The sequence below is a fragment of the Lysobacter sp. TAB13 genome (assembly GCF_052113885.1).
GTDB classification, from domain to species: Bacteria; Pseudomonadota; Gammaproteobacteria; order Xanthomonadales; family Xanthomonadaceae; genus Lysobacter; species Lysobacter gummosus.
The window spans coordinates 163,946-183,335 of record NZ_JBFRDR010000008.1; the positions used below are offsets into that span (position 1 = coordinate 163,946).

Sequence of the window (19,390 nt, forward strand, 5' to 3'; positions counted from 1 at the left end):
CTTTGCGGGAGAAGGTGGCCCGAAGGGCCGGATGAGGGCACGCGATCGGCGGGAGCCCTCGCTTCAACCTCACTCCCGCCCAAACGCGTCGCGTTTGGGCAATAGCGGACGCGCGGGCCAACGGCCCGCAAACCCCGTCCGCTCACCCGCTGCGCGGCAACGCGGTTAAAGCCAAGCGGTCAACCTTTGCCCGCGGACGAAAGTCCGATAGCTCCCCAAGCTCCCTCACCGGGACACTGCGATGCATCCGCCGCCACGCCGCGATAACACGCCGCGGCGACAATGGCCGCCGGTTCGCCGACTTCGGCGCAAATTTCCTCCCCTCGCATCCAGGAGCAGTCGTCCATGAGCTCGATCCAAGGCAAAGTCGCCGTCGTCACCGGAGCCGCCAGCGGCATCGGCAAGGAAATCGCGCACGAACTGGCCCGCGCCGGCGCCGCGATCGCCATCGCCGACCTCAATCAGGCCGGCGCGCAGGCGGTGGCGGACGAAATCGTCGGCCTCGGCGGCCGCGCCATCGGCGTGGCGATGGACGTCACCGACGAGGCCGCGGTCAACGCCGGCATCGAGCGCGTGGTCGCCGAACTGGGCGGCATCGACATCCTGATTTCCAACGCCGGCATCCAGATCGTCAACCCGATCGAGAACTACGCCTTCGCCGATTGGAAGAAGATGCTCGCGATCCATCTCGACGGCGCCTTCCTGACCACCAAGGCCGCGCTGCCGCACATGTACAAAGGCGACAAGGGCGGCACCGTGATCTACATGGGTTCGGTGCATTCGCACGAAGCCTCGCCGCTGAAGTCGGCCTACGTCACCGCCAAGCACGGCCTGCTGGGCCTGTCGCGCGTGCTCGCGAAGGAAGGCGCCAAGCACAACGTGCGCAGCCACGTGGTCTGCCCCGGATTCGTGCGCACGCCGCTGGTGGACAAGCAGATTCCCGAGCAGGCGAAGGAACTGGGCATCAGCGAGGACGAGGTGATCAAGAAGGTCATGCTCGGCAACACCGTCGATGGCGTGTTCACCACGGTCGAGGACGTGGCGCAGACGGTGCGCTTTTTGGCCGAGTTCCCGAGCGCGGCGCTGACCGGGCAGAGTTTCGTGGTCAGCCATGGTTGGTATATGCAGTAAGTCGCCGGCGCCATGCCGCGCATGGCGTTGGGGCTGGTCATCCCCGCGAAGGCGGGGATCCAGGGCGTTATCGCGACACAGCTGCGAAGTCTCTGGATCCCCGCCTTCGCGGGGATGACGAGCAAGAGCGAATCGCGACGAGCCCGGTCAGTAGTGAGGCGCAACAATGGCGAACACACGAAGCAAGACCCGATCCGCCGATAGCAAGCGCAGCGTAAAACCCGCCAAGGCATCGTCGGCGCCCGCCAAACGAGCGCCGGCCAAAGCCGCGCCCGTCAAGGCAGCGCCACTTAAATCCGCTGCCAAGCCCTCGCCGGTCAAGCGCAAGGGCGCGCCGGCCGTATTCATCGATCCGGCTGCCGAGACCGCCGCGCCGGCCACTGTCGGCAAGAAGAAATCCGCGTCCGGTTCGACCACCGCCGCATCACGCGCTCCCAGCAAACAAGCCGCCTCGCAAGCGGCGAAGACCGCCGGCGCGCGCATCCGCGCCACAGCGCCGGTGTTGCCGGAAAACATCGCCCTGGTGTTGCAGGGCGGCGGCGCGCTCGGCGCCTATCAGGCCGGCGTCTACCAAGGGCTGTTCGATGCCGGCGTCGCTCCGAACTGGATCGCCGGCATTTCCATCGGCGCCTTCAACACCGCGATCATCGCCGGCAACCCGCCGGAAAAGCGCATGGACGCCTTGCGCGAGTTCTGGGACACGATCTCGCGACCCAACGTGTTTCCCGCCACCACCTTCGGCCAGGAAGCGCATTTCGCCGGCCTCGACGCCGACACCCGTGCCTGGCTCGATACCTGGGAAGCCTGGCGCGCCATCGTCGAAGGCCAGCGCGGGTTTTATCAGCCGCGCATGTGGCTGGGGCAGGACCCGTTCGCGCCGCCGGGCCCGGCCGCGGCGAGTTTCTACGACACCTCGCCGATGATCGCCACGCTCGAGCGCCTGGTCGATTTCGATCGCCTCAACGACGACGGCATCCGCGTCAGCGTCGGCGCGGTCAACGTGCGCACCGGCAACCTGGAATATTTCGACAACACCCAGATGCGATTGGATGCGCGCCACATCCTCGCCTCGGGTGCGTTGCCGCCGGCGTTTCCGGCGATCGAGATCGACGGCGAGTTCTACTGGGACGGCGGCCTGGTGTCGAACACGCCGCTGTCGCAAGTGCTGACCGCGTCGCCGCGGCGCGACACCCTGGTGTTCCAGGTCGATCTGTGGAACGCGCGCGGCGAGTTGCCGCAGAACCTGCTCGACGTCGCCGAGCGGCAAAAGGAAATCCAGTATTCCAGCCGCACCCGTCTGATCACCGATACTCAGCGCGTATTCCAGCACTACCGCCGGCTGTTGCGCGAGTTGCTGGAGGAAATCCCCGAAGACGTGCGCAAGCACAACCCCTGGGCCCAGCACGCGGCCGAACTGGCCTGCGACCGGCGTTACAGCGTGATCCATCTGATCTATCGCGACCGCGCCAAGATCGGCCACTTCAAGGACTACCAGTTCGGGCGCGTGGCGATGCGCGAGCATTGGCTGTCGGGGCAGAGCGACATCGCCCGGGCCTTGGCGCATCCGGAGTGGTTGCAGTTGCCGCATGGCGAGTCGGCGTTCGTTGCGCACGATGCCACCGCGCCTTGAGCGGTTTCTCGGCGATTTGATCGGACAGCATCGGGGCTGAAGCCCCTCCCACAAGAGACTTCAAAACCACGAGGTCTTTTGTGGGAGGGGCTTCAGCCCCGACGCTTTTCGCCAAGCAGCGCCGACAGCGCCTGCGCTCAGCAATTCAGCTGACCTTTGTCATCCCGCAACCATGCGGCGGCCTGAACCCTCGGTCCCTAAGGCTGCGATGCGCGCCGGCCGCCAAGGGTTGCCATGACTAACGCCATTTAGCCAACGACCGTCACGCCGCTAGTCTGCGCGTCGTCGCGGTGCCGTATGCCGCGACTCGTGACCGGCCGCGCAGGGGATGCGCCGCCGGTGCGACTCATCCGCAGCACGGGGCCGCACCATGCGCAGCAATCTGATCATTTGTATGTCCGCGGTTTGCGCCGCGTTCGCCGCGCCTTGCGCGCATGCGCTGGACATCGACGGCCGCATCGATCCGCAGGAATGGAGCCAGGCCCAGCACATCCAGGAGTTCCGCCTGACCCAGCCGCTGTCGCGCGAGCCGGCCTCGCAGCCGACCGAAGCCTGGCTGATGGCCACGCCGCAAGGCCTGGCGGTCGCGTTCCGCAATCACCAGCCCGCCGGCGTGCCGCGCCTGCGCCAGCACACCCAGCGCGACGGCGACGGCACCGTGGACCGGGTCAATCTGTACGTCGACTTCGACGGCGACGGCCGCGCCGGCTACAACTTCACCGTGACCCTGGCCAACAGCATTACCGACGCCACCATCACCAGCGAAAACCTGTTCGGCAACGATTGGGACGGCGACTGGCGCCACGCCACCAGCGAAGACGACGAAGGCTGGTCGGCCGAGATGTTGATTCCCTGGCATATCGCGCCGATGCGCCAGCGCGAAGGCATGCGCACGCTCGGCATCCAGCTGGACCGGGTGATCGCCTCCACCGGCGAGCGCACCTCGTGGCCGGCGGTGCATTACACCGAAGCGCGCTATCTGTCGGCGTTCAACCGCATCGAAGTGCCGGCCTACAAACAATCGCTGCTGGCGATCACGCCCTACGTGGTCGGCGTGCAGGACGCGGTGCGTCACGACAGCGACTTCGACGGCGGCGTGGACCTGTTCTGGAAGCCCAGCGGCAAGTTCCAGCTCAGCGCGACCTTGAATCCGGATTTCGGTCAGGTCGAAAGCGACGAACTCACCGTCAACTTCAGCGCCACGGAAACCTTCAACAGCGACAAGCGGCCGTTCTTCACCGAGAACCAAAGCTTTTTCGACGTGCAGTTCGGCTCGTACAACAACTACAGCCGGTTGATCTACACCCGCCGCGTCGGCGGACCGGCCGACGACGGCGACGGCTCGGGCGATGTCACCGCCGCGGTCAAGCTCAACGGCAGCGCCGGCGGACTCAACTACGGCGTGTTCGCGGCGAGCGAGGGCGACGAAGCCGGCCGCGACTTCTACGCCGCCCGGGTGACCCGTGACTTCGCGCAACTGGGACTGGGTGCGATGGTCACGCGGGTGGAGCGGCCATGGCTGGACCGCGACGCCAACGTATACGAATTCGATCAACGCTGGACCCCGAACGCGCAGTGGTCGATCCGCAGCGCCGTGGTCGCCTCCGACGTGCAGCAGGCCGGCCGCAGCTTCCGCGACAGCGGCGGGCAGATCCGCGTCGACTACGACATGGGCCGCGGCTGGCGTCAGCAACTGTACGGCCTGCATCTGGGCCGCGATCTGATGCTCAACGACTTCGGCTATCTGGAACGCAACAACTTCAACTACCTGCGCTACGACCTGGGCCGGCGCGTCACCGATCTGCCGGCCGATTCGGCCTACGCCGGGCACGACTGGCATTACGCGGTATCGCGCCGCTACAGCGACGACGGCGTGCATATCGCCGACGCCTTCGCGGTCAACCGCCGCAGCGACACCCGCGACGGCGGCCGCGAGTTCATCGAAGCGGCGGTGTGGAGTCGCGGCCACGACGATCTGGTCACGCGCGGCCACGGCGTGCTGCGGGTGCCGGAGAAGATGTTCCTGACCTACGAGCGCCTGCGCCCGCGCAAAGACGAGAGCCCGTGGTCGCTGTCCACCGAAGCCGGCTACAGCGCCGATGGCCTGGGCGGCATCGACGAAGGCAAGCTGCGTCTGTATCTGGAGCCGAATTATCAGTACAACGACCGCCTGCTGCTGTTCGCCGGCATCGAGTACAGCCACAACCCCGACTGGCTGCTGTGGCGCGGCGACAATCGCGTCGCCACCTTCCGTTCCGATCTGCTCAGTCTCAATGCCGGCCTGCAGTGGTTCATCGACGACAAGCAGGAGCTGCGCGTGCGCCTGGAAACCATCGGCGTGGATGCGCGGAAGCGGCAGGCGTATCGGGTCGGCAGCGACGGCCGCGCACTGGCGGTCGCGGAAGAGGTTCCGGATTTCAGCCTGCGCAATCTCGGGTTCCAGGTTCGTTATCGTTATGAACTGGCGCCGCTGTCGTATCTGTATGTCGCCTATGTGCGCGGCGGCGAGATGTTCGAGGAGGGCATGCAGGAACACAATGTGGGACGGCAATTCAGCGATGCCTTCGATCTGCGCGACAGCGAGCAGTTGCTGGTGAAGTTGTCGTATCGGTTCGAGATTTGATGTCGCGATCTGAACGCAAAGCATCGGGGCTGAAGCCCCTCCCACAAAAGATTTCATCGCCGCGAGGTCTTTTGTAGGAGGGGCTTCAGCCCCGATGCCCTCTTTTCAGAAGCGACGCAAACCGGAAGCACCGCTCAAACTTCGCCCGGCCATGCAGGCAGCGCCGCCGCGGCTCAATCCTTCCGCCACTCCACCCCAAAATAAACAGCCCGCCCATCGCCCGGCAGAAAATTACGCCCATCCACCCCGCGTGCATCGGCGATCACATTGGTGCTGGCGATCCACTTCTTGTCGGCGAGATTGCGTGCATCGGCGAACCAGCTCCACTGCGAGGCGATCCTGCCGCCCACGCGCAACCCCGCGATGGTGTAGCCCGGCGCCTTGAAGCTGTTGGCGTGATCGATGTAGTAATCCTGCGGCGTCCATTCCACGCTGGGCGCGATATACAACCGCGGGTCGGGCTGCCAGCGCAGCTCCGCGCGCAGTTGCTGGGGCGGGACGCCGGCCAGGTCGTTGTCGCCATAGACCCGGTCGCCGTCGAAGCGGAAATCGTTGTACAGGTAGTTCGCGGACAAAGTGAAATCGTCGACGAATTTCCAGCCCAGCCCCAGTTCGATGCCCTGATGCAAGGTGCGCCCGGCGTTGATGGTGCCCAGCGGATTGCCGTTGCCGTCGCTGAGGGAAAGCAGCTCGCCCTTGACCCGGGCGCGATACAAGGCGACATCCAGCGACAAGGCATCGCCATTCAGGCGAAGACCGATCTCGCCGCTGTCGGCGCGCTGCTTGTCCACCGGAGTGATGCCCGGCCCGCCGCTGAGTTCGCCGAAGCTCGGCGGTTCCAGGCTGCGGCTGAGGTTGGCGTACAGCTGCGCGTGCTCATCGATTACATAGCGCACACCGAGCTTGGGGCTGATGCCGGAATAATCCGCATCGAAGCTTTCGTCGCGGCCGCCGGCGATCAACAGATCGCGCGAACGCCGTTGCGAGCGCAGCGCTTGCGCGCCCACGGATACGACCCACTGCGGGTTCAGCCAAGTCTGGTTCTCGGCGTACAGCTTGCTGTTGCGCGCGCGCTGATCGAAGCGGTTGCTGGGCGCGCCGGCGCGGCCGGCGATATTGAAATAGCGATCGTCGTCGGTATCGCCCTGGGCGAACGCGGCGCCCACGATCAGCACATTGCGCAGGCCCAGCCACTGCGATTCGCCGCGCCAGCGCAGGTCGATGCCGTAGTCGCGGCTGTCCTGGCGCAGCACCTGAAAGATCGGGTGATCCAGCGACTTGTCCGCGTAATACGCCGACAGCGTCAGCGTGTCGCCCGGCGACGGCGACCAGGCGAGTTTGCCCGCGACGCGATCGAGGCGGTAATCGCGGCGCTGATTCAAGGCGATATTGCCCGGCGCCGCCAGGCGCGGATCGCGGCGCGATTCGGCCAGGGTCAGATTGCCTGGCAGGGCCGAGCGCGTATCGACATGGGTGAGATAGACGCGCCCGTCGAGGCTGTCGCTGAAGCGATAGCCGGCGTTGGCGAACAGGCGATAGTTCTCCTGCTCGGCGTGATCGCGATAGCCGTCCTGGCGCAAGCCGCTGAGACTGAGGTAGCCGTCGGCCTGCCCGGACACGCCGGCCACGGCGATCTGGCCGCGCCGGTAGCCGAAGTCGCCGGCTTCCGCGCGCAAGGTCAGCGGCGCGGCGTCGTAACCGGTGGGCGAGACGAAGTTGATCGCGCCGCCGAGCGTGGCCGCGCCGAATTCCAATGCATTGGCGCCGCGATACACCTCGATGTAACGCGCCGACAAAGGTTCGACCGCCTGGAAATCGAAACCGCCGTCGGCGAGGTTGAGCGGGCTGCCGTCCTGCAGCAACTCCAGGCCGCGGCCGTGGAAGGTGCGTTGCAATCCGGAACCGCGAATCGCCAATCGCGCTTCCTCCGCGCCGAAGCGCGGCTGCACGAACACGCCGGCCGCATAACCCAGCGCATCGGTGAGCGTGCCGACGCGGCGGTCGCGATAGGCCTCGGCATCGATCAGTCCGGTCGCGCCGGCGCGTTGGTCCAGACGCGTACGCGCCTGCTGCAACGTTTCCACCGCGCGCGAAGGTTCGGAGCGGCCGTGAACGCGCACGGTGGCGAGGGTCTTGGCGCCATCGCTGGCCGGCTGCGCAGGTGATTGAGCGTGAGCGGCGCAGACGAAAACGACGGCGAACGCGAGCAAGGCGGGGCGAAGTGTGACGGCGCGCATGGCGGCTTCCTTGCTTGAGAAGCCGGACAGGGTAGTGAGCGCGTTATCGCTCAGGGTGCGGCATAACGCCGCAGTGGCGGAGCTGTCCGGCGCGCGCGCGATTTTGCGTAACGCTCTTGTGGTGCCGCTTGATTTTCGCGCCGTTCGTAATCGACGCGAACGCGGGGAGCCGCGTGCCGCGATCGAATCGCGCCCCTGGCTTCAGTGCGCGGACCCGGCCTGGGTATCGGGCAAGGCGACCGGCTTCACCCGCAACGCCCACACGACGCCGGCGATCAACAAGGCGATGCCGATCAGGGTCAGCGGCTGCGGGAATCGGCCGCGCAGGATGAAGGCGTAGGTCAGCGCGAACAAGGTTTCGAACACGATCAACTGCCCGGCCAGCGCGGTCGGCAAGCGTTGGCTGGCTTCGTTCCAGCACAAGGTGCCGACCCACGATGCCAGCAGGCCGATGGCGACCATCAGCGCGATGAAGAATCCCGGCCTGGGACCGAAGGGCATCGGGAAGCTGTCGTGGCTGGCGCCCATGTAAGCCCACAGGGCGATGTAGCCGATCAACGCCAACGGCAGCACAGCCAGGCCTTGCGCGGTGGCCCAGGTGCGCGGGCTGCGGCCCGGATGCGCGCGCAGCCAGTCGGCGTTGCGCAGCGGATACCAGGTCCAGCACGCGACCGCGCCGAAGGCGAGCAGACCGCCGAGCGCGTAGCGGCCGATGTCGGCATTGGCGTCGGCGCGCAGCGCCTGCAGTTCCACCTGGTTCACGCAGCCGATGCCGGCGGCGATCAACAGCAGGGACGGCGCCAGGCTCGCCCACGGCAGGCGGCCGTCGCGACGCGCGTTGCGCAGGTTGGCGCTGATCGCGATCACCACCGGCAGGGTGCCGATGATCATCGTCGGCAACGGCCCGCCGGCGCGCTGGATCGCGCTGGCCAGGCACAGGTAGTAGAGCAGGTTGCCGATCGCCGCCAGCTTCATCGCCTCGATCCAGTCCGCGCGCGCCAGTTGCCGCAGCGCCTTGCGATCCAGCCACGCCAGCGGTAGGGCGATCAGGCCGAAGGCGAGGTAACGGGCGACCGATTGCAGCGCGGCCGGATACTCCGGCAACAGCAACGGGCCGATGAAGACCAGGCCCCAGATCAGGCCGGCGAGCAGGGCGTAGAGGGTTCCTAGCAACATGGCCGCAGCTTGCCGCAACGGCGCGGCGCCGTCTTGTAGCAGATTGCGCTTTGCCGGCTCAGCCGCCGCGGATCTGCTTTTGGTAACGTGCGGGCGTGACGCCGTAACGGCGCGGGAAGGCGCGGGTCAGATGCGCCTGATCGGTGAGGCCGGTGTCGGCGGCGATGCGCGCGGGAGCGACGCCGGCGGCGAGCAGGCGCTTGGCTTCGTGCAGGCGCAACGCCATCAGCATCTGCTGCGGAGTGACGTGATGCTGGGCGCGGAAGCGGCGCAGGAAGTGGAACGGGCTCAGGCCGGCGACCGCGGCCAGTTCGTCCAGGGTGAGGCGATCGGCCAGATGCGCGCGCAGGTAGTCGATGACTGGCGCGAATCGCGCGGCCGGTTCGTCGCGCACGCGGTGCGGGACGCGGGCGTGGTCGCGGAATTCGAGCAGCAGCGCGTACAGCTGACTGTCGAACTCCAGCGGATCGCGCGCATGCCACAGCGAGTCCAGCCGCGCGCTGATGCGGCGCGCGCGGATCGGATCGTGGCGCACCGCGTCGTCGAACCACCAGCCGGCTTCGCCGGTGATTTGCGCGGCGGCGTCGGGATCGACATAGACCATGCGATAGCGCCAGCCGCCTTCGGTTTCGGCGCGGCCGGTGTGCAGCACGTCGGGATTCATCAGCACCAGCGAGTCCGGCGGTGCGAGGTGATCGCTGCCGCGGTAACGGAAGCGTTCGACCCCCGATTCGATCGCGCCCAGGCCATAGGCCTCGTGAGTGTGCGGCTCGAACGCGTGGCGGACGATATGCGCGCGGTACAACTCGACGCCCGGGCGATGCGCGGGCTGCCGGAACTGCGCGGCATCGAAAGCATCGACGAATTGGGCGGGCACGCCTTGCATGGGGCGAGTATGGCATGCGGCGGCGGCCGCGCCGTGGGACGCCGATCAGCGATCCTCGGGCCGCAAGGCGCGCAGCGCCACCCAGGTGCGCGGCGTCATGATTTCGAACCAGCCCTCGCGCGCGGTGCGGCGGCCGAGCACGATCAGGGCGTGATCGCGCGTCAACAGCCAGCGCGCCCGCGCGGCCAGCGCCAGTTCGAGGAATTTCTGATCGTCGGCGTCGGCGCAGCGCGGCAATGCGACGCCGTCGATGTCCTGCGGCGAATGCGCATGCGCGTGCAGCAATTCGTCGTAGTCGCGCAGGCAGGCCGCGCGCGTGGCCGGGTCGAGCGCTAGCTTGGGATAGTCGAGGATGCGCAGCCATTCCTCGCGGCAGGCGGTATCGGTGACCGCATGCAGCGAGCCGTCGCGCAGCGCCGTCAGCAGCGGTGCCGCCGCCGGATCGCGGAAGGCGAACAGATCCAGGCAGACGTTGCTGTCCAGGACGATGCGCAGCGCAGAAGCGTTCATGCGTCGTGGCTGAGTGCGCGCATCAAAGATCCGTCCGCGCGCGCGAACGGCAGGGCCGGTTCGGCGGCGCTGAGTACACGAGCCTTGCTGGGGACAGCGTTCGTCACGGTCGAATTGCTTCCTTCATTACTGCCGACTCATTAGATACAGGCGACAAACGGGTCGCCATCTTACTCGCGAATCGTTACACGTTGCCGCTCGAAAAGGCCCGGATCTGCCAGATCTTCGGCCCAGAAAGTGCCTGTATTCAATCGATTAGGCTATTTCGTGATGGCGAACGGCAATTGCGACTCATTCGCATTAACGGTATGATGCAGCCCACACTCGCTCTGCCGCCCCCGCCATGAGCCGTTACATCGGATTGCTCAATTCGCTGCCCGCGCCGTTGCTGTGCGAAATGATCGGACGCGCGGGTTACGACTTCATCGTGCTGGATCTGGAGCATCTGCTGGTGTCTCCGGATCAACTGCAGCATGCGATCCGCGCCTGCGAACTCGGCGGCTGCGAGCCGTGGGTGCGGGTGCCGGAAGTGGACGTGAAGCTGATCGGGCGGGTGCTGGATGCCGGCGCGAAAGGCATCGTCATTCCGCGTCTGGAAACCGTGGATGAGGCGATGCGCGCGGTAAGCGCGGCGCGTTTTCCTCCGCTGGGACGGCGCGGAATCACCGGTGGCCGGGTGACCGGCTTCGGCCAGATCGGGCTGAACGAATACATCGAGACCGCGAATCGCCAAATCCGCGTGATACCGATGATCGAAAGCGCCGCCGGCGTGGCGGCGCTGAGCGAGATTCTGGCCGTGCCGGGCATATCGATGGTGCTGGAAGGCGCGCTGGATCTCGCGCTCGATCTCGGCCTGGGGCCGAATCCGACGCATCCGGACGTATGGACGGCGCTGCAGCGAATCGCCGAGCGATGCCGCGCGGCCGGCGTTGCGTTCTGCGCCAACCCGCGCAACGACGAACAGCGCGAGCACTGGGTGAAACAGGACATCACGTGGTGGCTGGCCGGCGAGGACCGTGGCGTTCTGCAGACCGCATTGCGCAATCACCTGAGCGTGCTGCGCAAGAACTGACATCTCCCATCCGCGCAAGGAATTCGTAGTCATCAGGCATTCCAGACAGCACCGGTTCGGTGTGGTGATCGGCCTCACTTTGCTTTTCGAAGGCTCGCTGGCGCTGAACAACCTGCTCGAACCGCGTGCCGCGAATTCACTTTCTGACTTTTCTCTCTCAAGGATCCGCATAAATGGACGCTAATCCCTTGGTGATCCTCACCCACGTCCGCCACCCCGCCGTCACGGAGGGATTCATTCCCGCCGCGCAGCGCCTGGGACTTCCGGTCGTGCTGCTCACCGATTGCCGCCTCGACCATCTCGAATACTTCAGCGCGAATCCCGAATTCGCGCCGCAGCAGATCACCGAGTGCGATGTGTTCAACCCGCTGAGCGCGATCGACGCGCTACGCACGCTGGGCATTCAACCGGCGGCGGTTTTCTCCAACAGCGATCACCTGCAGACCTCCGCGGCGCTGGTGGCGCAAGGCTTCGACGTGCCCGGCAAGGACTGGCGCGTGTGCTACGCCGCCAAGAACAAGGCCGCCATGCGCAAGCGCCTGCGCGATCTGGGCCTGCCGACGCCGTGGTTCCACAGTTGGACGCAAGGCCAACCGTTGCCGGCGGACGCGCGCTTCCCCGTGGTCGCCAAGCCGCGCGAAGGCGTCGCCAGCCTGGACGTGCAGCTGTGCGCCACGGCCGAGGAGCTGCAGGCCTACGGGCAAAAATACTGGAGCCGGTTCCCGGGCCGCACCGTGCTGCTGGAAAGCTTCCTGCGCGGGCCGTTGTTCACCCTGGAAACGCTCAGCGACGGCCGCCACACCCGTGCTGTCGGCGGATTCGACGTGCGCCTGTCCGAGCCGCCGCATTTCATCGAACTGGAAGCGACCTGGAACGGCCCCGTCGGCCTGCGCCATCGCGAACAAGCCCTGGCGCAGGTGCTGGCCTTCGGCGTCGGCTTCGGCGTCTGCCACAGCGAATTCGTGCTGACCGAGAACGGTCCGGTTCTGATCGAGATCAATTACCGCAGCATCGGCGACGGCCGCGAGTTCATGCTCGACCGCTTGTTCGACGGCCGCTGGTTCGAACACGCGCTGCGCCTGCACCTGGGGCAATCGCTGGATCTGCAGGCATGGCAGACGCCCAAGCAGGGTTTGGTGCGCTATTACGTGGCGCAAAACACCGGCCGCCTGGTACAGGCCAGCGAGGATCGCACCGAGGCATCGCCGCGATCCCACGCCGTGTATCGCAGCCTGCGCAAGCAGGGTGAAGAGGTACGCCTGAGTCAATCCAACAAGGATTACCTCGGCGCGTTGAGCGTGATCGCCGACAGCGAAGCGGATCTGGCGCAAGCGCTGTCCGTAGTGGAGCCGCAACTGCACTGGGAAATCCGCGCATGATCGCGCCTTCGATCCTGCGCGATGCCGATGCCGACCGCGCCTACGTCGCCTGGCGCATCATCGACTGCTGCCTGCGCGAAGACGTACGCGGCATCGTCGGCCGCGGCGGCGAAGCGGCCGCGCCGGCCGATGTCGTCCGGGCCTGGGGCGAAAGCGAGCCGCCGCAACTATGGTGGCGCGTCGATCATCTGCCCGTCGGCGTGTTGTGGTTGCCGATCCGCCGCAGCGATGCCATGCAGAGCGTGAGTGCGATCAGCGACGGCTGGGTCAGGCAGAGCGGCGGCGGTGCCGTCCTGGAACACGGCGCCGATGTCTGGCTGGAACTGATCGGCCGGGACATGGACGAGGAAACCGTGCTCCTGCACCGTGCCTACGCGGAAGAAGCGGCTTGCGCCGCGCAGCACCGCGCCTTGGCGCGCACGGCTTACGAGCGCAATGCGCCGGCGCTGGCGAACGTGCTCGACAGCGAAGGCTGGACCGAGCGCGCGCTGCGCATCGACCAGCTGGCCAGCTACCGCGACCATCCTTTCTATCCCACCGCCCGCGCCAAGTCCGGTTTCGACGAGGCAGCGCTGCGTGCCTACGCGCCCGAGTTCGATCCGATCTTCGAACTGCGCTGGCTGGCGGTGCCCAAGCAAGCGCTCACACAGACCACGCCGCCGCCGGCATTCTGGCCGCGCCTGCGCGAGCTGGGACTCGCGGAATCGTTCGAAGCCACGCATTCGGCCATGCCGGTGCATCCGCTGACCTGGTCGCGGCTCGATGAGTTTCCGCTGCCGCCCGATACCTTGCGCGCGCCACTGGCGTATCTGCGCGTGCGGCCGACGCTGTCGGTGCGCACCGTCATGCCGGTCGATCACCCGCGTCACCACATCAAGCTGCCCTTGCTGATGCGCACCCTGGGCGCGCTCAACCTGCGGCTGATCAAGCCCTCGACGTTGTACGACGGGTATTGGTTCCAGCGCGTGCTCAGCGAAATCGGCGCGGCCGATCCGGTGTTGCGCGGACGCTTCCTGCACGTCGATGAAGCCCACGGCGGTCACGTCGATGAGGCCAAGCATCTGGCCTATCTGGTGCGCGAATACCCGCAATCCCTCGACGGCAGCACGCTGGTGCCGGTGGCCGCCCTGTGCAGCGCGATGCCCGACGGCCGGCCGTTCGCGCAGCATCTGGCCGATCGTTTCCACGACGGCGATCTGCTGGCCTGGTGGCAGAGCTACGCGCAGCTGTTGTGCGAGGTGCATCTGCGCCTGTGGCTGAGCTATGGCGTGGCGCTGGAGTCGAATCAGCAGAACGCCGTGTTGCTCTATCGCGCCGATGCGCCGCCGCGCCTGCTGATGAAGGACAACGATTCGGCGCGAGTGCTGCAATCGCGACTGCGCTCCCGATTGAGCGACGTCGATCGCCATGGCCCGTTGCGCGATGAGCGCATCGCGGTCGGCGGCGACGATGCGTTGGCGCGGATGTTCTGCACGATCACCTTGCAGCTGTGCCTGGTCGCAGTGCTGGAGGGCGTGGCGGCCGACGATGCGACGCTGCGCGCGGCGATGTACAAGACGCTACGTGCGGCGTTGTCGTCGGCGCTGCAAGGCTTGCAGGCCGAAGGCGTCGATACCGCGCCGGCCTGGGCGCTGCTGCGCGCGCCGCGCCTGCCGGTCAAGTACCTGCTGTGTGCCGGCAGCCTTTACAGCAAGAAGGCCACGGGTGCGGCCGACATCAACAAGTTCTATGGCGACAGCGGCCCGAACTTCATGCTCGCGACCGCTGAGGGCGACGCGGGCGTCGTGCCCACGCCGCAGACCGCGCCGGAACCCGCGAGCGAGGCGGCCTGATGCGCATCCTCGGCCCGGTTCTGACGGCGCACTATCTGGCGGCTTTCACCGCGCTGGGCCTGCCGATCTTCATGCCGCGGGTGCTGGCCGAACTCGCGCCCGGCGCGCCGGATTGGCTGGTCGGCGTGCTGTACGTGTTGCCGACGATCTGCACCGCGCTCACGGCGAGCGCGTGGGGCCGGTTCTCCGATACCTACGGACGCAAGCTGTCGTTGATGCGGGCGCAGGTGGGGTTGGTGATCGGCTTCGTCCTGGCCGGCACCGCGCCGAATCTCGCGGTGTTCGTGCTGGGACTGATCGTGCAGGGCACCTGCGGCGGATCGATGGCCGCCGCCAACGCCTATCTGTCCACGCAATCGCAAGGCGCGACGCTGTCGCGATCGCTGGATTGGACGCAGTTCTCCGCGCGCCTGGCGATGGTTTCGGCGCCGCCGTTGCTCGGATTGGTAACCGGCGCCGGCCAGACCTTGCAGCTGTATCTGTATCTGGCCGCACTGCCGGCGCTGGCGCTGGCGATCACGTGGTGGCTGCCCACCGACACCATCGCCGCCAAACCCAAAGCGAGCGCGGGGCAGGTGCCGGTGGCGTTCGCCGACGATCGACGCGAGTTGTTCGGCCTGTATGGCGTGCAGTTCCTGTTCTGCTTCGCGATGGTCGTGACCTTCCCGTACTTCATTCCCTACAGCGAGCGGCTGGGCGTCGGCAACGACAGCATGGCCGGACTGCTCTACAGCCTGCCGCACCTGGTGTATCTGCTGGCGATGCCGTGGTTGCGCTCGCGCCAGACGCCGTCGCAGCGCAGGTTGTTCGGCGGCTTGTTCCTGCTCGCATTGGCCTGCGCCGCGCATGGCGTGCTGCACAGCGCCGCGTGGTTGGCGCCGGTGCGGGTGTTGTACGGCGCCGGGATGCTGTTGGCCTTCAGCGGTATCAACCGCGCCTTGAGCGAATGCGCCAGTGGCCGTCCGGCCGGCCGCCTGTTCGGCACCTTCGATGCCTGCGGCAAATGGGCCGGCGCCCTGGCCGGCGTGTGCGCCGGCGCCCTGGTGCATCGCTATGGCTTGTCCATGCCCTTCTTCGTGGCCGCCGCGGTCAGCGCTCTGGCGCTGTCCCTGGCGGTCTATACGTTCCGATTCCAGACTCAGAGGCAACGTCATGTCGCGACAAACGATGCATGAACAGTGGTACGACGGCCAGGCCCAGGCCAACGCCGTCGAATGCTGGTTGAACTGCTATCTGCGCGAGTTCGCCATGCCGCGCGGGGAAGTGGATTTCGATTATCGCGGCCAGGACCGGCCGGCGCGTTTCGATCAAGGCGCAGGCGCGTTGATCCGCATCCGCTTCGCCCAGGCCGGTTATCGCTTGATGGTGCGCGCGCAGCGCGGCAGCCGGCTGGGTCGCTGCGAATATGTCGGATCGCCCTATTTAAAGTCGCCCGGCGAGCCCTGGCGATCGGCCGATGCGGCGACCTTGATCCATTTCCTCCTGGACCGGCTCGCGGACGAATGCGGCTTCAACCATGAGCTGCTGGCGCAATGCGACAACAGCATCGCCGTCAACGCGCGCCTGCTGGCGCTGGCGGCGGATGCGCGTGAAAGCGGAAACGCGATGCTCGACGCCGAGCAGGGCATGGTCTGGGGGCACGCATTGCATCCCACGCCGAAAAGCCGCGAGGGCATCGATATCGACCAGGCCCTGGCTTGCTCGCCGGAAGCGCGCACCGAGTTCCCGTTGTACTGGTTCCGCGTCGATCCGCGACTGCTGCAGCGCCACGGCGCCGACGTTACCCAGGTGCTCGCGAAACTGTCTGGCGAGAGCGATCTGTATCCCTGCCATCCGTGGGAGGTCGAGCGCGTCCTGGCCAATCCGGTGTGGCAGCGCGCCCGCGCGCAGGGCCTGATCGAACCGCTCGGCCCGCTCGGCGAAGCGCTCGCGCCGACGTCCTCGGTGCGCACGATGTATCACCCGCAGGCGGATTACTTCCTCAAGATGTCGATCCACGTGCGCCTGACCAACTGCGTGCGCAAGAACGCCTGGTACGAACTGGAAAGCGCGGTCGCCCTGACCGACCTGCTGGCCGGCGCCTGGGACGACGTGCGCAACCGTGCCGCCGGCTTCGATGTGCTGCTGGAACCGGCGGCGACCACGCTCGACTTCGCCGCCGCGGGCGAAGGCGATGAAGCCAACGTGCGCGAACTCGGCGAGAGCTTCGGCATTCTTTATCGCAACAGCTTCCAGACCCTGGTGCTGGAACGTTATCGGCCGCAGGTGGCCGGCGCCTTGTTCACCCGCGACCGGCTCGGCAACAGCGTCTGCCGCGAACTGGTCGAGCGTTATGCGCGCCATCACGGCGGCGGTTACAACCACGCCGCCGAGACCTGGTTCGCGGCGTATGCGAAATGCCTGCTCGACGGCGTATGGCTGGCGTTTTTCAAGCACGGTATCGTGCTCGAACCGCATCTGCAGAACACCTTGATCGGCTTTAACCACGATTTGCCGGCGCGGGTGTGGATCCGCGATCTGGAAGGCACCAAGCTGGTCGCCGAACAATGGCCGCCGGAGCGGCTGCAGGGATTGTCCGAGCGCGCGCGCCAGTCGGTGCAGTATTCGCGCGAACTCGGCTGGAACCGCGTCGCCTACTGCGCGCTGATCAACAATCTGGCCGAAGCGATGTTCCATATCGCCGCGGGCGACAGCGCGTTGGAAGACCACTTGTGGAGCGTCGTCGGCGCGCTGGCCGTGCATTGGCAGGAACGCTTCGGCCGCCAGCCTTTGTTGCAGGGATTGGTCGAGGGCGACTGTCTGCCGAGCAAGAACAATCTGCGCACCCGTGTGTTCAAGCGCGCCGATCGCGATTCGGACTACACCGCGTTGGCCAATCCGATCCGCGTGTGGGCCGCGGCCGAGGAAGCGGCATGACTCCGGCCGTCGCCGCCGCCATCAGGCAACTGCGCGCGCAATCGGGCGACGGCGTCTGCGCCTACGTCTACGATCTGGCTTCGCTGCAGGCGCATGCGCGCTGGATGAAGTCCTGCCTGCCGCAAGGCTATGAAATCTACTACGCCGCCAAGGCCAATGCCGAAGCCCCGGTGCTGCAAACGCTGGCGCCGTGGGTAGACGGTTTCGAGGCCGCGTCCGGCGGCGAGCTGCGCTGGCTGCACGAACAACAGCCCGGTCGGCCGCTGCTGTTCGGCGGCCCGGGCAAGCTCGACAGCGAGCTGGCCCAGGCGGTGTCCTTGCCCGATTGCACCGTGCATGTCGAAAGCCTGGGCGAGCTGCAGCGGCTGGCGCGTATCGCCGCGTCGGCGGGCCGGACCGTGCAGGTGTTCTTGCGCATGAACATCACCGTGCCCGGCATCCGCGACACCCGCCTGATGATGGGCGGCAAGCCGACGCCGTTCGGACTCGACGAGGATGCGTTGCCGCAGGCGGTGCAATGCCTGCGCGAGAACCCGCAGCTGCGCCTGGAGGGTTTCCACTTCCACTTGATGTCGCATCAACGCGACGTGGCCATGCAGTTGGAGTTAGTGCAGGCCTATGTCCGCACTGTGGTGCTGTGGCGCGAGCGCTACGGTCTGGACGTGCGCACGGTCAATGCCGGCGGCGGTTTCGGTATCGATTACGCCGATCACGCGAATTCGTTCGACTGGCAGGCCTTCTGCGAGGGCCTGCGCGAACTGTCGCTGCCCGAGCGGCACGGCCTGCGCATCCGCTTCGAGCCCGGCCGCTTCGTCAGCGTCGCCTGCGGCTACTACGTCATGGAAGTGATCGACATCAAGCGCAGCTATGGCGAGCATTTCGCTGTCGCGCGCGGCGGCACCCATCACTTCCGCACGCCGGCGGCGCAGAACCACGACCATCCGTTCCATGTGCTGCGCGGCGACGGCGCGCCGACGCTGCTGCAGGAGAAGGTCACCCTGGTCGGGCAGTTGTGCACGCCCAAGGACGTGTTGGCGCGCGGGCAGGCGGTCGAGGCATTGGCGGTGGGCGATTGCCTGGTGTTTCCGCTCGCCGGCGCTTATGCCTGGAATATTTCGCATCAGAACTTCCTGATGCATCCGCCGCCGCGGATGGTGTTCCTCGAACCCGGCGTGGAGCCGACGACGACCTCGAACGTCGACGCGCGCGAGGTTGTGCTTACTGCTTGACCTCACGGATATCGGCGCTGGCGATATGCCAGGCGCGCTGTTCGGCGCTGGCGCCGTCGACGACGGTGCGGCGAAGCGTGTAACCGCCGACGTATTTGCGCTGGCTGCCGTCGCGCTGGGTCGCGGTGATCGCCACCGGCACTTCGACATAGCGCTGGCCGGCGCCGGCATCGACGCGGCCGGGCGGCATCACTTCGACCGATACGCCGGCGGTCTGGGCGAAGCCGTTCGCGAACTGCTGCGGGTCCTGGCCGCTGGCGCGGCCACCGTCGGACCACAGCGTGTAGGCGTGGTCGAAATTCTTGCCGTTGATGGCGGCGTAGTAATCGCGGATCAGCGCGACCGCGTCTTCCGGCGTGGGTTCGGCGGCGCTGGCGTCGATGGGCGCGGCGTCGGGCGCGACCGCGGCGGGGTCCGGGTTCGGCGCGATCTCGCCGGCGACCGGCAGCGGATTGCCGTTTTCGTCCAGCGCCGGAGCGGCCGGCGGCGTTTGCGCGGGTGCGCCAACCTGACCGGGGCCGGGCTTGTCGGGCATGCCGGTGACGCCGCCGCGGCCGCCTTCCGGCGCGGGCAGCGATTGCCCGGATTCGCCTTGCGCGTTCTCGCCCGCGGCCGGATCTTTGCCGCCGCAGGCGGCCAGGGCGAGCGAAATCGCCAGCGCGGCGGCCGGCAGGGTCAGCGGATGAAGTGAGCGCATGAGTGATCCATCGAACGGGTCGCGCCGCGCCGGATCGGCAGCGCATGTGCTGAGTGTATAGGCGCGCTCGCA

The 19,390-nt window shown here is 66.9% G+C and carries 14 protein-coding genes; 9 read left to right on the plus strand and 5 right to left on the minus strand.

The window, feature by feature from the left end; genetic code table 11:
- Positions 1–345 precede the first annotated feature (345 nt).
- The 3 genes from AB4Y92_RS12060 to AB4Y92_RS12070 all read left to right on the plus strand — a co-directional run bounded on the left by AB4Y92_RS12060 (position 346) and on the right by AB4Y92_RS12070 (position 5,384).
- The gene (locus tag AB4Y92_RS12060; protein ID WP_441819853.1) at positions 346–1,131 is read left to right on the plus strand and encodes a 3-hydroxybutyrate dehydrogenase; all 786 of its coding nucleotides are present in this window, start codon (positions 346–348) and stop codon (positions 1,129–1,131) included.
- A gap of 166 nt (positions 1,132–1,297) precedes the next feature.
- Positions 1,298–2,761, plus strand: a complete 1,464-nt coding sequence (locus AB4Y92_RS12065) for a DUF3734 domain-containing protein (protein ID WP_441819854.1) — start codon at positions 1,298–1,300, stop codon at positions 2,759–2,761.
- A 394-nt stretch (positions 2,762–3,155) separates the two neighbouring features.
- A complete protein-coding gene (locus AB4Y92_RS12070) occupies positions 3,156–5,384 on the plus strand; it encodes a DUF5916 domain-containing protein (protein WP_441819855.1) in 2,229 nt (742 codons plus the stop codon).
- A gap of 173 nt (positions 5,385–5,557) precedes the next feature.
- Here AB4Y92_RS12070 and AB4Y92_RS12075 read toward each other — a convergent pair whose 3' ends face one another.
- The 4 genes from AB4Y92_RS12075 to AB4Y92_RS12090 form a co-directional block, all read right to left on the minus strand.
- Positions 5,558–7,621: a TonB-dependent receptor family protein gene (locus AB4Y92_RS12075; RefSeq protein ID WP_441819856.1), complete on the minus strand. Its 2,064-nt coding sequence runs from the start codon at positions 7,619–7,621 to the stop codon at positions 5,558–5,560.
- 201 nt (positions 7,622–7,822) lie between these two features.
- A complete protein-coding gene (locus AB4Y92_RS12080) occupies positions 7,823–8,797 on the minus strand; it encodes a DMT family transporter (protein WP_441819857.1) in 975 nt (324 codons plus the stop codon).
- Between the two features lie 58 nt (positions 8,798–8,855).
- Positions 8,856–9,683: an AraC family ligand binding domain-containing protein gene (locus AB4Y92_RS12085; protein ID WP_441819858.1), complete on the minus strand. Its 828-nt coding sequence runs from the start codon at positions 9,681–9,683 to the stop codon at positions 8,856–8,858.
- Between the two features lie 45 nt (positions 9,684–9,728).
- The gene (locus AB4Y92_RS12090) at positions 9,729–10,193 is read right to left on the minus strand and encodes a PIN domain-containing protein (RefSeq protein ID WP_441819859.1); all 465 of its coding nucleotides are present in this window, start codon (positions 10,191–10,193) and stop codon (positions 9,729–9,731) included.
- A gap of 343 nt (positions 10,194–10,536) precedes the next feature.
- Here AB4Y92_RS12090 and AB4Y92_RS12095 point away from each other — a divergent pair, with 343 nt between their 5' ends.
- The 6 genes from AB4Y92_RS12095 to AB4Y92_RS12120 all read left to right on the plus strand — a co-directional run bounded on the left by AB4Y92_RS12095 (position 10,537) and on the right by AB4Y92_RS12120 (position 18,621).
- Positions 10,537–11,265: an HpcH/HpaI aldolase family protein gene (locus AB4Y92_RS12095; RefSeq protein WP_441819860.1), complete on the plus strand. Its 729-nt coding sequence runs from the start codon at positions 10,537–10,539 to the stop codon at positions 11,263–11,265.
- A gap of 173 nt (positions 11,266–11,438) precedes the next feature.
- Entirely contained in the window at positions 11,439–12,644 is a 1,206-nt protein-coding gene (locus tag AB4Y92_RS12100) for an ATP-grasp domain-containing protein (RefSeq protein ID WP_441819861.1), read from the plus strand.
- Complete coding sequence (locus tag AB4Y92_RS12105; RefSeq protein ID WP_441819862.1) at positions 12,641–14,476, plus strand: IucA/IucC family protein; 1,836 nt, start codon at positions 12,641–12,643, stop codon at positions 14,474–14,476. Before AB4Y92_RS12100 ends, AB4Y92_RS12105 begins: the two co-directional genes overlap by 4 nt.
- Positions 14,473–15,651: an MFS transporter gene (locus AB4Y92_RS12110; RefSeq protein WP_441819901.1), complete on the plus strand. Its 1,179-nt coding sequence runs from the start codon at positions 14,473–14,475 to the stop codon at positions 15,649–15,651. Before AB4Y92_RS12105 ends, AB4Y92_RS12110 begins: the two co-directional genes overlap by 4 nt.
- Positions 15,629–17,392: an IucA/IucC family protein gene (locus AB4Y92_RS12115; protein WP_441819863.1), complete on the plus strand. Its 1,764-nt coding sequence runs from the start codon at positions 15,629–15,631 to the stop codon at positions 17,390–17,392. The genes AB4Y92_RS12110 and AB4Y92_RS12115 overlap by 23 nt, the downstream gene beginning before the upstream one ends.
- On the plus strand, positions 17,389–18,621 hold the full coding sequence (locus AB4Y92_RS12120; protein ID WP_441819864.1) for a type III PLP-dependent enzyme: 1,233 nt from the start codon (positions 17,389–17,391) through the stop codon (positions 18,619–18,621). The genes AB4Y92_RS12115 and AB4Y92_RS12120 overlap by 4 nt, the downstream gene beginning before the upstream one ends.
- On the opposite strand, the gene AB4Y92_RS12125 is transcribed toward AB4Y92_RS12120, so the two are convergent.
- On the minus strand, positions 18,611–19,318 hold the full coding sequence (locus tag AB4Y92_RS12125; protein ID WP_441819865.1) for a hypothetical protein: 708 nt from the start codon (positions 19,316–19,318) through the stop codon (positions 18,611–18,613). The genes AB4Y92_RS12120 and AB4Y92_RS12125 overlap by 11 nt on opposite strands.
- Positions 19,319–19,390 lie beyond the last annotated feature (72 nt).